Below are 13,902 nucleotides of genomic sequence, written 5' to 3' on the forward strand. Positions count from 1 at the left end.
CATCGAAGGTTTCGACGCGTCGTGACGAGGTTCGTTTCAGTCCCGAACGTGGAACGACGGCGGTTCGGTCCGCGCGGCGGTTGTCTCGATGAAACGTATCAGTGGACTGGCGACGAAGGCAGTCAGACTCGCTAAGAAGACGGGAACGATGCTGGCTCCATCGGTCAACGCGATGGCGATGAGCGCCGAAGAGAGGGGCGTTCCGGTCACCGCGGCGTTGAACGCCGCCATCCCGGTGAGCATGGCGAGAACGGGACCGACGCCGGGAATCACCGTTGCGACGGCCCGCCCGACGAGCGCGCCCATGAACATCTGGGGGACGATGAGTCCCCCCTGCCAGTTGCCGTTTATCGTGATGGCTGCGGCGAGCATCTTCCCGAACAGTGCGAGGATGAGAACCCAGAACGGGAACGAACCGGTCAACACGTCGTTGATGTGTTTTCCGCCGTAGAAGTAGGTGAGCGGGAGCGCGTAGCCGAGGAGGCCGATTCCCAGTCCCGCGACGGTCGTTCGGACGTACACCCGTGGAGACCAACGATTGAACAGCGCACCGACGAGAGCGAACAACCGCGTGTACACGGCGGCAAAAAGGACACAAACGAGACCGACCCCCAGTGCGATGACGAGATGTCGGGTGGTGAACTCACCGATGGCGCTCGCGTGCCACGCCGGGAAGAAGGATATTCCGCCGAGACTCACCATCGTGAGATAGCCGGCAAAGCTGGCGACGAGGGTCGGAACGATGGCTTCGTAGTACTCCATCCCTCGTTCGTGCGGCAGTTCTAGCCAGAGCAGACCGCCGCCGATGGGCGCGCCGAGTATCGCACCGAATCCCGCCCCCATCCCCGCCAGCGTGAGGATTTTCTCCGCGTTCCGTTCGCCGGATGCGTGGGCGATTCTCGTCCCGAGGGACCCTCCGACGGCGCTCATCACCCCTTCCGGCCCGGCGCTCTGCCCCGCGAGCAGGCCGATGAATCCGGACGGAATGATGGGGAGGTTCTCGGACAACGGAACCGACCCGTCACGATGAAACCGTCGAATCAGCGTCGAGAGCGTACCGGGGTAGAAGGTCAAGTAGAGAATCGTCCCGATAGCGACGCCTGCCGCTGTGCTGATGACGATTCGGTGATACCCGGCGGTGAAGGTTCCCCAGAGGTGGTGGAAAGCGAACTTCCACGCGACACGAAACCCCGCCGCGAAGAGACCGACTGTCGCCCCGAGAAAGACGGCGACGACCAGCAACCGGTTGAACCGTCGTTGTTCCATGACTGCTGGGCGCTAGGAGCGCCCACGAGGTGATGATTTTCGTTTCGCGCCGTCCCTTTCAGCCGTCACCGGTCACGTCTTCGAACTACCTATCGTGTACGTCTCTCCCGATTCCGCCGTTCTCCCGGAGGTCAGTCGACGATAGTGGCCCGCGTGAGTCGTTATCGGTTGGACGCTCGGCGAACCGCCGCCATCGCTTCCTTCGAGACGACCGACCAGCGCGGTTCGCTGAACTGGCGCGAAAGCGTGTATGCACAGGCGACGAGGACGAGGGCGAACGCCGCGTCGGTCAACCAGTGGACGCCCAGATAGAGCGTGGACACGACGATTGCGCCCGAGAGGACCGCCATGGTGTACGCGTAAGCCGTGTCCGCTTTTCGGGCATAGAGCGCCGCGAGTACCGACAGGCCGGTGTGGAGACTTGGGAAGGCCTTCACCAGCGTGTCCGTCGAGAAGATGCCGTACTGGATGGCGGGGCTGAGTTGGTACATCAGCGGTTGGACGGAGGTGAGATACAGCGACGACACCTTCACCGGGAAGAGGACGAAGAACGGAACCGCCAGCGTGACGAGGATGACGTACGCCAGCGCGTAGCGATGGGCCTCCTCCTCGTCGTGTGCCTTCAGTTTGAAGTACGTGAACAGCACGGCGAACGGGAACCCGACGAGGTAGACCGCGGTAAACGCGAGCGTCAACGGTTGCGAAGCGACCCCTTGGAACGTGGCGACGGTCGCGCCTTCGATGGCGTAGACGAACCCGGTGAAGGTCCGGCCGACGTGGAAGTGGAGGGCGACGCTGTTGACGACTTGGGTGACGACCCACGCGACGCCGAGGTACTTCCAATCAGTCTTGAGGAAATCCTTGAGGAGTGCCGTGAGTCGCTCCTCCGGCAGGAACACCTGCTTTCCGACGAACATCACGAAGACGCTCGGGACGGCGACGAGGAGGGTAAACTGCGTCCCAAGCGGGAGGGAATGAAATTGGAGGGCAGGAAGCATCGCTACACCGTAGTTAAGCAACAGAATATAAAGAAGTTACTTATCGTTTCGCGCAGGTTCGCACGTGTTCGACCGCGACGCGCGTTCGTTCGCCCGTCGAACGATACCTCGCAACGTTGCGATTTCCCGTCCGGTGGGATGTGCACGGCCGAACACCCGTCGAACCATTCGCATGTTCTTGTCGTGTTTCTCGGACGGTTGGCCGACGGTATCGAGCAGGTCGGCGAACGCGCCGTAGAACCCCTCGATTTCCGTTTCGTCCGCACGCTCGCGCGAGACGTCCGGCAGTTGGGACTCCTCGACCGTGAGCGTCCGGAGTTCGTAGAGGGTGACGGTCGCCGCCTGTCCGAGATTCAGCGCCGGGTACGCCGCGCTGGCGGGAATCGAACACACCTCGTCGATACGGGAGAGCTCTTCGTTCGTCAATCCGTTCGCCTCGCGTCCGAAGATGAGGACCGTCTCGGTCTTCACGTCCCGCAAGCTCTCCGCGAGTTCTCGCGGCGTCGTGAACGGAAACCGGACGTGATGGCTCGCGTCCTCGTTCGTCGTCGCCGTCATCCCGACGGTGTGGTAGTTCTCGACCAACTCCTCGAACGTCACCTCGTCGTAGTTCGGCAGCACGTCCTTGCGGGCCTGTCCAGCGAAGCCGTAGGCCTCGCTGTCCCGGTCGAAATCCGGGGGGTCGACGAGTTTCAGGTCGTCCATCCCGAAGTTCTTCATCGCCCGCGCGATGGTCCCGATGTTGCCGGGCGTCTTCGGTTCGACGATGGCGACGGCGGGTTTCATGAAGGGTACTCTCGGGACATATCGACGTCCCGCAAGTCGATGCGGTCCTGTTCGTCCTCGGGGAGTTCCACGTTCAGTTCGCTCGGGTCGGACTCGGGTGGTTTCGGGAGGTCGTCCGGGTCGGTATCGACGTGTTCCATTCCGGCGTAGCCCTCGGGAGCGCGCCCGCCGTCGGCGAACCATTCGAGGAACTCGTCCTGTAGTCGCTCCTCGCCGCGGAATCGGTCGCCGCCTTCCTCGAAATACCAGTAGAGAAAGTCCGTCTCGTGCTCCGAACAGATGCCGACCTCCGCCAGCGGTTCGCCGTACACGACGTCCATCTCGTTGCACATGACGATGTTCTCGTCGCCGTGAATCAACCAGCAGGCGTGACACGGGGACCCGACGAGCGCCGACAGGCGAAAGAGCCGCGTTTGCGTGTCGTCGTCCATCTCGTCCATCGGTCGGTACTCACCGTCGTCGGTGAACACCTCCTCTTCGTCGAATCGCCACCCGCGAAGTCCGATGCTCACTTTTCCCATCACGTTCCCGTAGCGACCGGAAGGACAAAAAGAGCGTGTCTGCGGTCGTGTGTGAGAAGTAGTCTCCCCAACTACACTATCCGTAGTTATTTATATCTTATATGACTATATCGATAATATATCTGATAACTTATATATGTGTTTGGTCATATGGTCGACCATGGAAAAGGTAGCGGGGAACGAAGCGGACGTCAGTTTGGACGAAGACATCGAAGAGGAGCTCCTCGAAACGGCGGACGAAGAGGGAGCGAACGAGGCACGGGAGGGGCTGTTGGAACTGTACGAATCGTCCGAGGAAATCGCCGAAAGTATCGGTGAAATCGCGGCGCTTTCGGACGAACAGTCGAGCGGAATGCGAACCGTTGCGACGGAAGTGTCGGAACTGAGCGCCGCGATTCAGGAGGTCGCCGCGTCGGCGGAACAGGTATCCGCAGCGAGCGCACAGGCGCGACAGCAGGCGAACGACGGCCAATCCTCGGCGGGCGAGGTCGTCGCGGCGATGGAGTCGATACAGGAACTGACCACGAACATCACCGACGATATGTACACGATTCGGAGGGAAATCGAGGAGATTGGCGAAGTGACCGAAATCATCAACAACATCGCCGACCAGACGAACCTGTTGGCGCTGAACGCGTCCATCGAGGCCGCTCGGGCCGGTGAGGCCGGAAGCGGGTTCGCGGTAGTCGCCGACGAAATCAAGGAGTTGGCGACGCAGTCACAGAAGCAAGCGGGGGACATCGAGGGGATGGTGTCCGACATCCAGGCGGACGCCGAAAACGCCGTCGAGCGCTTGGACGAGGGCGAAGAGCGGATTGAGTCCGGTCTCGAACGGGTCGGAACCGCGATGGAGAGCCTAGACGAGATCAGCGAAGCGGTCGAGGAAGCGACGTTCGGCATCGAGGAGGTCGCGGACGCGACCGACGAGCAAGCGGCGACCGCCGAGGAGGTGGCGTCGATGGTCGACCAGACCGCACAGAACGCAAGTACCATTGGGGACGAAACGGGGGAGGTCGCTGCGGCCGTCGAGGAGCAAACGATGGCGATTCGAGACGTAAGCGAGGCGATGGACGAAATGGCCGAGTGACCTGACCACAGAGCCATCAGAATTTTTATCATCATTCGCAGAAATCATGCATCAAACAATGCGTTCTGCAGGGATTTCGTTCCGGGGCGGGGGGTGCTCGCCGACGTTCCACGACGTTCTCTCCGATTTCAAGCGGCGAGGCTGTAACATCCTCGTCACGGGGCGAGTCTCCGAGACGACGACGAACAGAACGACGATGCAGCTTTTGGGTGCGTCCACCGAGGAGCGAAAGCGCATCCTCGTCCTCAGCGATACGATAGCCAGATACGCGAACTCGAAACTACCCGGCGGGACGAACGCCGACGACCCGGACGTGTGGGTCATCGACTGGGGCGACGACGAGCGTGCCGTTTCACGCTCGGCGGCAGCGCCATCGAAACCGGGCGAATTCGCTTCCCCCGAGGGGTCGCTTCGAGCGCTCCGAAGCGATATCGTCACCGCCGTCAGTTTCTTCGACGAATGGGCGGACGGGCTTTCCCCGTCGGAACTGCGTCTGTCGTTCGACTCGCTCATCAAGCCGCTCGAACACTGTGAACGGGAAGCCGTCGAACGATTTCTCAGAAGCGTTCTCGCACTCGTTCGCGGTGTGTCCGGGATGGCACACTACCACCTTCCGGTTCCGGACTCGACCCCCGTCGTACAAGAGTTGACGTCGCTGTTCGACGCGCGCGTCGAACTTCGACAGACGAACGGGTTGGTCCCGGAACAGCGCTGGCACGTCCCGGAGTACGAGCAGACGACGAACTGGGTTCGGCTATGAGAACGCACATATCGCGGCGGCATATTTCGACTACGTACGGTCGTTTTTTGTACTCCACTTCGTAGCGCCTGTATGCAATCTCTTTCGCCAATGGAATCCGATGTACGTCCCGTGATACACTTTCGATTCGACTCCTCCGTCGCGAGCGGGGTATTAAATGCCCCGTAACGACACCATCCCGGACGAGAAACCGTCCGTCCCGACGTTCGAACGACTCCCCGACGGGCGCGGCGTTCGAATCTGGGACCCCATCGAGAAGGTCAGCTTTACGTTTCGGACGCCGTCGCGAGTCGAACCGCGACGGAGTTCGACGGAGGGGTTTCCCTTCCCCATCGATACGGCGGTCGAATTTCGAACGGACCGGCTGGAAATCCCGTGTGGGACCGTGTTCAATGCCTGGGACGACGCGGGGACGGTCCTCGAATCGATTCACCTGGACGAGGGGGAGTGGACATCGCCGCAGTCGGTCGGATTTCTCGAAGTCGCAAGCGCGCCGATACGATTGTATATCGCCATCGGTCGTCCCGTAACGACCCGTACCGACGGGGTATCGGCGAGCGTCCAGTTGGCCGGTGAGACCGCGGTCCGTCTCGGTGTCCGGTCGCATCACGAAGCCCCTCCGGGGTCGATTACGGTTACGGACGGCATCGAAGATGTGATGCGCGCCGTCTCCGTGTTCGGATCCGCGTTGAAGACGTTCTCCCCGGAGCGGTCGTTTCCCACCCTTCGTGGTCATCCGCCGCTGATCGAACGCGGCGAGGAGTTCTCCCTGCCATCCACCCTCGAACGCCCGGACACCGACGTTCGGTTGGTGGTGCCTCCCGAACGAAAATACGTCTACCCCGTGGCACCGCTAGCGTACTATCTCGGTGCCGAGGTGGTTCCGGGACGCACACCACGGCTCGAAACGCCGAACTCCGAACACTCGCTCGACGGGTCTGCCGGGTTCGAGCGGACCGTCTCCGAACACCTCCAGCACGTGTTCTTCTGTGACTGTTTACTTCGCGAGGAGGGATTTTACCCTGCGCCGCTCCACGTCCGTTCCGAAGTCGAACCGCTGGTCGATTTCGACTTCGCCACCCTCTACGACCGGACGTTGTCGGAGCAACTCGAAGCCTATCTCTCGGTCCCGTTCGACCGCCTCGAACCCTACCGTCCCGTATGGTATCTCATGGCGGACATCGACCCCACGAGACGGAACGCCGAAGCGCTTCCGTACGTTTCGAGCGACCTCGCGCTCGTTCGATGTCCCGAGGTCAGCGTACGGACGCCGACGAGCGGGCCGCCGCAGGAAATCGCCGATTTCTGTCGTAGTGGGGCGGTTTCGGCGCGGAACCCTCCGGAAACGTTCGTGAGTCCCGAGGAGTCGGAGACGCTCCATCACGAGTGGCTGGGCGACGGCGTTCCGGTCGGTAGCAACAAGGTGACGCTCGACTCGTATCGCCGCCGTATCGAAGATACCGGGTCGGAGTCCTCGACCATCGACGTCAGAATCGTCTGCAACGACCCCAAAATGGCGGCCGAGGGGCGTGTGACGGAGTTGTACGAGTTCCGCGAAACGACTGACCACGACATCGACATCCGCTACGACCTCTCGGTCGATGAACTCCGGTCCTTGTTCGCGGCGGATATCGATTTCCTCCACTACATCGGACACGTCGACGGCCACGGTATCGAATGTCGTGACGGTGTCTTGGATACGACTACGCTGGACGAGGTTCGCGTGAGGTCGTTTCTCCTCAACGCCTGCCGGTCGTACCACCAGAGTATGGCCCTCATCGAGAAGGGGAGCAGGGGCGGAATCGCGACCTTGTCCGACGTCTCGAACGGTCCCGCGACCGAGATCGGGTCGTGGCTCGCTCGGCTACTCGGACGGGGATACTCGCTTCGAAACGCGCTTTCGGTCGCACGCACGTCCACGCTCGGCGGTGACCAGTACGTCGTTCTCGGGGACGGGGAGACGACCCTCTGCCAGACGTTCGTCATCACCAACATCGCAATCAAAGTGGGCCAACCCGTCGAGGGGACGTATCCGGTCAGCATCAGGATAAACATCAACAAGTCACAGGTCGGGTCGTGCGCACAACCGACGCAGGACGAAAGCGGTTATCATTACTTGGTTCCGGGAACCGATGCGACGCTCCACCTGACGGCGGACGAACTCGACGAACTGTTCGAACTGGAACCCGCCCCGGTCGAATACGAGGGTGAACTGTACTGGAATACTGAAATTACCGCCGCGGACCTGCACTGAAAGGGCCGATTTTTATCCCTTCGCTCTCCCAGTTTCGGATATGCAGAACGTTGTCGCCGCGGGACTTGGCATCGGGCCGGAACACCCACCACGAATCATGGGTGTGTTGAACGTCAGCGAGGAGTCGCCGTACAACCCGAGCGTGTACGATGACCCCACGGACGCCGCGGAATACGTGGACGAAGAACTCGTCGCCGAAGGTGCGGACATCGTGGATATCGGGCTGGAATCGGCGAACAAACGCTTCGACGTCCTCTCCGCCGAGGAGGAACTCGACCGATTAGGCACCGCCCTCGAAACGATAGAGCACGTCGAAGGGGACCCCGTGTTCTCCATCGAAACGCGCTATGCCGACGTGGCGGACGAAGCGCTGTCGGGGGGTTTCGACATGGTAAACGACATCTGTGGCTTCGCGGACCCGAAGATGGCCGCGGTCTGTGAGCGCCACGACGCCGCCGTCGTGAAGATGGCGAGTCCGCCGGATTTGACCCGTCCCGGCGCGATAGAACGCGTGGGCGATATCTACGACGCGCTGGCGTCCGAACCGTTGACGGACAAGACCATCCTCGACCCGGCGTTCGGCGGGTGGAGCGAGGAGAAGACGCTCGCGGACGACCGTGAGACGTTCCACCGGCTCGGCGAGTTCCGGGAATTAGAGCGGCCCATCCTGGTCTCCATCAACCGGAAGAACTTCCTCGGCGACGTGGTGGGACGCGACACCGAGGACCGCCTTCCCGCCAGTCTCGCCGCGACGTCGCTGGCGGTCGAACGCGGAGCGGACGTGATTCGAACGCACGACGTGGCGGAGACGCGCGACGCCGCCATCATCGGCCACGCCTTCGAGCGGGAGCGGCAATGACGGGACGGCTTCCGTTCGGAGGGTCCTCGTGAACTTCGACGAGTGGGAACCCGCCTACTGCGCCATCCTCTCGGATTTCGGATTTCCGCGGGAAGACGACGAGCGCGCCCGCGACGTGCTCGCCGACATCGCCGTTCCGTTCGACCACGCTCGTCTCGACCCGATTGCGGGAAGCACAGTCGCCATCGCGGGTGCAGGTCCGTCACTTTCGGAGGAACTGGACCTCGCACGAGAGGCGGAGTTCGTCCTCGCCGCCTCGATGGCCGCCGACGTCCTCCTCGACGCCGGAATCGACGTGGACTGCATGGTCACCGACCTCGACAAGAACCCGGAAACGGCCCGCGAGTTGAGCAAGCGGGGAACCCCGGTTGTGGCACACGCACACGGGGACAACATCCCGGCGATTCGGGCGTACGTCGCCACGTTCGACGCGGAGTACGTGTTAGCGACGACGCAAGCGGAACCCCGCGGAGCGGTCGAGAACTTCGGCGGATTCACCGACGGCGACCGGGCGGCGTTCCTCGCGGACCACTTCGGCGCGAACGAACTGGTCTTCCCCGGATGGGACTTCGACGACACGACTGTCGGTTCGATGAAGGCGAAGAAACTCGACTGGGCCGAGCGCCTCCTCCACTGGTTGGAACGGCGGCGCGACGAGCGGTTTTCGGTTCTCGACGGTCGGCGAGATAGTTTCGACACCGACGCGTCGTGGTTCGGATAACCGCTCCGTCCGATGCTTTTTGCCTTCTGCCGGGAAACCGAACCCACGATGGTTTCCGAGAAGGAGAACATGCTGGCCGGTGAACTGTACGACCCATCCGACCCGGAACTCGCGGAGGAGCGACGGCGGGCGAGGGAGTACACCCGACGGTTCAACCGGACGGACGAAACGGGACCGAAGGTGCGACGGTCGCTGCTGGACGAACTGTTCGGTTCGACGGGTGAAGACCCGCACGTCGAACGACCGTCATCAAAGAATTGGACGACTGAACACGCCTTTCCCTCGCGGCGACTCGAACAGGTTTATTTCACAGTACGACGAGTGCTACCGCATGACGCACGATTGTTCGTTTCTCCGCGACCTGTCGCTCCCCGATGATCGATACTCCTTCGGTGATTCCCACCGTGCCGGGCACGCGGGCGATTGGGGGACACGGGAAGCGGAGGAAGTGGAACCGGACGCCGTCGTCTGGCCGGAATCGACGGACGAAGTGTCGGCAGTGCTCGCGGCGGCGGACGAGCGCGGGGTCCCGGTAACGCCCTACGCCGCCGGGACGGGATTGGAGGGCAACGCGGCACCGACTCGCGGCGGCATCAGCCTCGATATGACGCGGATGGACGGCGTGCTCGACGTTCGACCCGACGACTTTCAGGTCGACGTCGAACCGGGAATACTGGGGGCGGCAGTGGACGAAGCGGTCGCCAAACACGGGTTGTTCTTCCCGCCGCTCCCGTCGTCGGGCGACATCTCCACTGTCGGCGGGATGATAGCCAACGACGCGAGCGGGATGCAGACAGTGAAGTACGGCGAGATTCGCGACTGGGTTCTCGAACTGGAAGCCGTCCTCGCGGACGGGTCGGTCATCACGGCGGGGAGCAAGGCGGTCAAGACGTCGAGCGGGTACAACCTGAAGGACCTCATCGTGGGGAGCGAAGGAACCCTCGCGGTCGTCACCCGTGCGACCCTCGAACTCGCCGGGCGGCCCGAACAGATTCGCGGCGGGCGCGCCATATTCGACTCCCTCTCCGACGCGGTGGACGCGATTTCCGACGCGGTTCGGTCGGGCGTGGACGTAGCAAAGATAGAACTCGTGGACGAGACGAGCGCGACGATGGCGAACGCGTACACGGGGTCGTCGTTGCCCGACGTACCCATGGTGTTCCTCGAATTCCACGCGAATCACGGCATCGAGGACGAAATCGAGTTCTGCCGCTCGGTGTTCGAGGCACACGACGTGACTCGGTTCGAGGTCGCCGACGGAAACGAGATGGACGAACTCTGGCGAATCCGGCGGGAGATGGCCTTCGCGGTGGACGCCTACGACCCCGACCTCTCGCCGCTCCACCTCGGCGACGTGACGATTCCCATCAGCACGTATCCCGACATGGTTCGCCTCGTCCGACGACTCGCCGACGAACTCGACCTGCTGATTCCCTGCTTCGGTCACGCCGGGGACGGAAACCTCCACTACTCCGTGTTAGTGGACGAATCCGACGAGGAACACATCGAACGCGCACGTGAGGCACAGACCGAAATCGTCCACACCGCTATCGAGTGGGGTGGTACCTGCACGGGCGAACACGGAATCGGACGGGGAAAACGGGAGTATCTCGAATTGGAACACGGAACCGAAAGCGTCGAAACGATGCGGCGGATAAAGCGTGCGCTCGACCCGAACGACACGCTCAATCCGGGAAAGATGTTCCCCGAAACGGTCGGTGGCGGGCGAATCGATGACTGAACGTCGGATTAGGGTTCGAGGTCGAGGTCGCGTTTCGGCACTTCGCGGTAGCGTTCACGCCCCACGGGCGTTCGCGTTCGCACGAGGTACGTCTCCTCGGTGAGGTCGTACACCGTCTCCGTACGTTCCGCCGCGCTTCGCTCCGTCACGCGCGAAACGTCGGTAGAGTTCGAGAGGTGGTCGCCGAGATGCCAACTGATTGCAGTTCCGCGCGCCGCGGAGGAGGACGCTTCGGGTGAGTGTGCGCCGTTGTGCCATTCCCCACGCAAATCCATATCACATCGAATGATAGTAGGTGATAAAACGATATCGGCATCGAATCGGTAAAAGAGTCGAGCGCATTCGGAACGACAGGGAGTTTATGGGTGGACCACATAGGGAGATAGATGGACCCAAACAGCGTCCGAAAACAGTGGGAAGAACGGTCGGGAGAGTACTCGCCGGACTACTACGCCTACTACGGACCCAACGAGACGAGCGAACTGCTCCGCGCTCGCCTCGATTCCGCCGTCGCGTCGGACGCGTCGATTCTCGAACTCGGATGTAGTTCGGGTCGGCATCTCGCCCACCTCCACGAGGCAGGCTACGAGAACCTCCACGGCATCGAAATCAACGACGAAGCGCTCTCCGTGATGGAGGAGACGTACCCGGACCTCGCCGAGGAGGGAACGTTCCACATGGACGCCATCGAGGAGACCGTTCCCGAATTCGACGACGGTCAGTTCGACGTGGTGTTTTCGGTCGAAACGCTCCAGCACCTCCACCCGGACGACGGGCGGGTGTTCGACGAGTTGGCCCGGATAACCGGCGAACGCCTGATAACCGTCGAAAACGAGCGAAGTGGCGACGGGGGAGCCGATGTCGACGGGGAAGTCGATGAAGAACGCGACGAGACGGAGGGAGGCACGACTGGGGAGGTAGACGGGTCGGACGTGAACTACGTCCGCGACGAGTTCCCGCTGTACTACCGAAACTGGAACAGAATCTTCACCGAACGGGGGTTCGCCGAAATCGACTCGGAAGCGCTCGACCGGGATACGTTTCGGGTGTTTCGACCGGTCGAGTCCGCTGAGGCCGCCGATTCCGCGTCTCAGTCGTGAACCAACACGTCCACGACGCTCGGCCCGTCCTCCGTCAAGGCCCCCTCTAACGTCTCTGCGATGCCGTCGGGTGACTCCACGAGATAGCCGGACGCGCCGTGACTCTCCGCGTTCTTCGGAATGTCGACCGGCGGTTCGAAGTCCATTCCGACGTACTCGTGGTCCTCGTCCTCGCCGCCGAACAGTTTCAGCGTGTTGTCCTTCAGGATTCGGTAGTTGCGGTTGTCCGGAACGACGACGGTCACGTCCACGTCGTACCGCGCCGCCGAGTAGAGCGTGTGGGGATAGTAGAGATACGACCCGTCGCCGACGAATCCGACGACCTGTCGCGGGTCGTCCGTCTCCGCTTCGGCCATCGCGGCACCGACCGCGGCGGGGAGGCCGTAGCCGAGGCCGCCGCCCTTGTTCGAGATGTAGGACTCGCGTTCGAAGGGCCAGCGCAGGAGCATGACGTACTTCGAGGTGATGCCCTCGTCGACGATGTACGGCGCGGACAGCGTCTCGCGGAGGGTATCCACGAGTTCGGCTTTCGACACCCGCGGGTCCTCATCGTCCCCTTCGCCCATCGACGCCATCTGCTGTCGGGCGAACTCCTTGAACTGCCGGACCCGTTCCAACCGCCCCGCGAGTTCGTCGTCTTCGATTTCGACTGCATCGGCGAGTCCGTCCATCACGAGGCCCAAATCACCGGTCACGGCCACGTCGGCGGGCGTGTTCTTGCCGACCTGCCACGGTTCGTCGTTCAGGTCGATGACCGTGGCGGAATCGGGCACGAGGTCACGGTCGTGACGCATGAGCGTCGTATTGGTCGAACAGCCCGCAAATACGACGGTATCGCTGTTCATCGTCGCGGCGGCGATGTCCTCGTCCGGCGGGACGTGCGACACCCATTGGTCGTGACTGCCGGGGAAGGGCACCTCACAGGACAGGATTTCGGCGTGGACGCGCACACCGGTCGCCTCTGCCAGTCTCACCGCCGCGTCCAGCGAGTCGACGTCGGAGTACGCGTTGTGTCGTGGGACGTGGTCGCCGATGACGAGAACCGGGTCGTCGGCCTCGGCGAGCAGGTCCGCGGCACGGTCGATTGCCGCCGGGTCGCCCGCACCTGGATTCTGAATATGGCCGAGTCGCTCCGGTTCGGCGTCGGTTTCCGCCATCATCACGTCGAGCGGGAGCGAGAGGAAGACGGGGCCAGTGGGCGGCGTCCGCGCCACGCGAAACGCTCGCCGGAGCATCGCCGGAAGCGCTTCGACGTCGGTGACTTCCGCGCTCCACTTCGTGAACTGGTCGGTCATGGCGAGGACGTCGCCCGAGAGAATCGGCTCCTCGTGGCGGAAATCGAGGCTGTGTGCCCCCGCCGTGACGACGAGCGGCGCACCCGTCACCGACGCACCGTAGAGGTTTCCGAGGCCGTGGGCCACGCCCGGCGCGACGTGGAGGTTGACGACGCCGACCGGACTGCCGTCCTCGCCGGCGTGGTAGTTCTTCGTGCTGGCGTATCCGGCCGCCATCCCCACCGCGATGTCCTCGTGGGGTGCGAGGACGTACTCCAACTCGCTCCCTCCCAGCGCTTCCATGACCGGGAGTTCGGTCGTTCCGGGGTTGCCGAACACGTGCCGAACGCCGTAGGATTCGAGCGCGTCGGTGAACAACTCGGCTCCCGTCCGTGATTCTGCCATGGCGGTGACTGGTTGCGAGCCACCAAAGGAGTTCTGGAAGTATGTAACTATTTTTTTACTATTCGGCGCGAGCCCCTGTGTGACATGGTATCGTCTCTTCGAGAATTTTCAAGTGTGAGGGCCTACTACC

At 62.5% G+C, this 13,902-nt stretch carries 13 protein-coding genes and 1 pseudogene; 8 read left to right on the forward strand and 6 right to left on the reverse strand.

Going from position 1 to position 13,902, the window contains the following annotated elements:
* Positions 1-36: 36 nt before the first annotated feature.
* The 4 genes from AC1XDK_RS06710 to AC1XDK_RS06725 all read right to left on the reverse strand — a co-directional run bounded on the left by AC1XDK_RS06710 (position 37) and on the right by AC1XDK_RS06725 (position 3,571).
* Complete coding sequence (locus AC1XDK_RS06710; RefSeq protein WP_483349044.1) at positions 37-1,266, reverse strand: chloride channel protein; 1,230 nt, start codon at positions 1,264-1,266, stop codon at positions 37-39.
* Positions 1,267-1,427: 161 nt separating this feature from the next.
* Entirely contained in the window at positions 1,428-2,264 is an 837-nt protein-coding gene (locus tag AC1XDK_RS06715) for a phosphatase PAP2 family protein (RefSeq protein WP_483349046.1), read from the reverse strand.
* 36 nt (positions 2,265-2,300) lie between these two features.
* The gene (locus tag AC1XDK_RS06720) at positions 2,301-3,050 is read right to left on the reverse strand and encodes an RNA methyltransferase (protein ID WP_483349047.1); all 750 of its coding nucleotides are present in this window, start codon (positions 3,048-3,050) and stop codon (positions 2,301-2,303) included.
* The gene (locus tag AC1XDK_RS06725) at positions 3,047-3,571 is read right to left on the reverse strand and encodes a DUF8114 family protein (RefSeq protein ID WP_483349048.1); all 525 of its coding nucleotides are present in this window, start codon (positions 3,569-3,571) and stop codon (positions 3,047-3,049) included. The genes AC1XDK_RS06720 and AC1XDK_RS06725 overlap by 4 nt, the downstream gene beginning before the upstream one ends.
* A 160-nt stretch (positions 3,572-3,731) precedes the next feature.
* Between AC1XDK_RS06725 and AC1XDK_RS06730 the strand changes: the two genes are divergently transcribed.
* The 7 genes and pseudogenes from AC1XDK_RS06730 to AC1XDK_RS06760 all read left to right on the forward strand — a co-directional run bounded on the left by AC1XDK_RS06730 (position 3,732) and on the right by AC1XDK_RS06760 (position 10,993).
* The gene (locus tag AC1XDK_RS06730; protein WP_483349049.1) at positions 3,732-4,658 is read left to right on the forward strand and encodes a methyl-accepting chemotaxis protein; all 927 of its coding nucleotides are present in this window, start codon (positions 3,732-3,734) and stop codon (positions 4,656-4,658) included.
* 58 nt (positions 4,659-4,716) lie between these two features.
* Complete coding sequence (locus AC1XDK_RS06735; protein WP_483349050.1) at positions 4,717-5,418, forward strand: DUF7504 family protein; 702 nt, start codon at positions 4,717-4,719, stop codon at positions 5,416-5,418.
* A gap of 157 nt (positions 5,419-5,575) precedes the next feature.
* Entirely contained in the window at positions 5,576-7,672 is a 2,097-nt protein-coding gene (locus AC1XDK_RS06740; protein ID WP_483349051.1) for a hypothetical protein, read from the forward strand.
* Positions 7,673-7,712: 40 nt separating this feature from the next.
* Positions 7,713-8,525: pseudogene (folP, locus tag AC1XDK_RS06745) on the forward strand (dihydropteroate synthase); the annotation flags it as partial.
* 34 nt (positions 8,526-8,559) lie between these two features.
* Positions 8,560-9,252 (forward strand): 6-hydroxymethylpterin diphosphokinase MptE-like protein, encoded by a 693-nt coding sequence (locus AC1XDK_RS06750; protein ID WP_483349053.1) that lies wholly within the window; start codon positions 8,560-8,562, stop codon positions 9,250-9,252.
* Between the two features lie 48 nt (positions 9,253-9,300).
* A complete protein-coding gene (locus tag AC1XDK_RS06755; RefSeq protein WP_483349054.1) occupies positions 9,301-9,630 on the forward strand; it encodes a maltose acetyltransferase domain-containing protein in 330 nt (109 codons plus the stop codon).
* Positions 9,584-10,993 carry an FAD-binding oxidoreductase gene (locus AC1XDK_RS06760; protein WP_483349055.1) on the forward strand — a complete coding sequence of 470 codons (1,410 nt, stop codon included), beginning with the start codon at positions 9,584-9,586 and terminating at the stop codon, positions 10,991-10,993. Before AC1XDK_RS06755 ends, AC1XDK_RS06760 begins: the two co-directional genes overlap by 47 nt.
* An 8-nt stretch (positions 10,994-11,001) precedes the next feature.
* Here the strand turns inward: AC1XDK_RS06760 and AC1XDK_RS06765 are convergent, their stop codons facing one another.
* Positions 11,002-11,268, reverse strand: a complete 267-nt coding sequence (locus AC1XDK_RS06765; RefSeq protein ID WP_483349056.1) for a hypothetical protein — start codon at positions 11,266-11,268, stop codon at positions 11,002-11,004.
* 111 nt (positions 11,269-11,379) lie between these two features.
* On the opposite strand from AC1XDK_RS06765, the gene AC1XDK_RS06770 reads away from it, so the two are divergent.
* Complete coding sequence (locus AC1XDK_RS06770; RefSeq protein WP_483349057.1) at positions 11,380-12,093, forward strand: class I SAM-dependent methyltransferase; 714 nt, start codon at positions 11,380-11,382, stop codon at positions 12,091-12,093.
* On the opposite strand, the gene AC1XDK_RS06775 is transcribed toward AC1XDK_RS06770, so the two are convergent.
* Positions 12,084-13,772, reverse strand: a complete 1,689-nt coding sequence (locus AC1XDK_RS06775) for a thiamine pyrophosphate-binding protein (RefSeq protein ID WP_483349058.1) — start codon at positions 13,770-13,772, stop codon at positions 12,084-12,086. The two genes, AC1XDK_RS06770 and AC1XDK_RS06775, sit on opposite strands and share 10 nt — an antisense overlap.
* Positions 13,773-13,902 lie beyond the last annotated feature (130 nt).

This window comes from Haladaptatus sp. HS23, assembly GCF_056892285.1.

Bases quoted from the DNA above. Each gene is read 5' to 3' on its own strand.
- AC1XDK_RS06710 (WP_483349044.1), bottom strand. From the start codon at position 1,266: ATGGAACAACGACGGTTCAACCGGTTGCTGGTCGTCGCCGTCTTTCTC.
- AC1XDK_RS06765 (WP_483349056.1), bottom strand. From the start codon at position 11,268: ATGGATTTGCGTGGGGAATGGCACAACGGCGCACACTCACCCGAAGCG.
- AC1XDK_RS06725 (WP_483349048.1), bottom strand. From the start codon at position 3,571: ATGGGAAAAGTGAGCATCGGACTTCGCGGGTGGCGATTCGACGAAGAG.
- AC1XDK_RS06740 (WP_483349051.1), top strand. From the start codon at position 5,576: ATGCCCCGTAACGACACCATCCCGGACGAGAAACCGTCCGTCCCGACG.
- AC1XDK_RS06770 (WP_483349057.1), top strand. From the start codon at position 11,380: ATGGACCCAAACAGCGTCCGAAAACAGTGGGAAGAACGGTCGGGAGAG.
- AC1XDK_RS06730 (WP_483349049.1), top strand. From the start codon at position 3,732: ATGGAAAAGGTAGCGGGGAACGAAGCGGACGTCAGTTTGGACGAAGAC.
- AC1XDK_RS06760 (WP_483349055.1), top strand. From the start codon at position 9,584: ATGACGCACGATTGTTCGTTTCTCCGCGACCTGTCGCTCCCCGATGAT.
- AC1XDK_RS06775 (WP_483349058.1), bottom strand. From the start codon at position 13,772: ATGGCAGAATCACGGACGGGAGCCGAGTTGTTCACCGACGCGCTCGAA.
- AC1XDK_RS06715 (WP_483349046.1), bottom strand. From the start codon at position 2,264: ATGCTTCCTGCCCTCCAATTTCATTCCCTCCCGCTTGGGACGCAGTTT.
- AC1XDK_RS06720 (WP_483349047.1), bottom strand. From the start codon at position 3,050: ATGAAACCCGCCGTCGCCATCGTCGAACCGAAGACGCCCGGCAACATC.
- AC1XDK_RS06755 (WP_483349054.1), top strand. From the start codon at position 9,301: ATGGTTTCCGAGAAGGAGAACATGCTGGCCGGTGAACTGTACGACCCA.
- AC1XDK_RS06735 (WP_483349050.1), top strand. From the start codon at position 4,717: ATGCGTTCTGCAGGGATTTCGTTCCGGGGCGGGGGGTGCTCGCCGACG.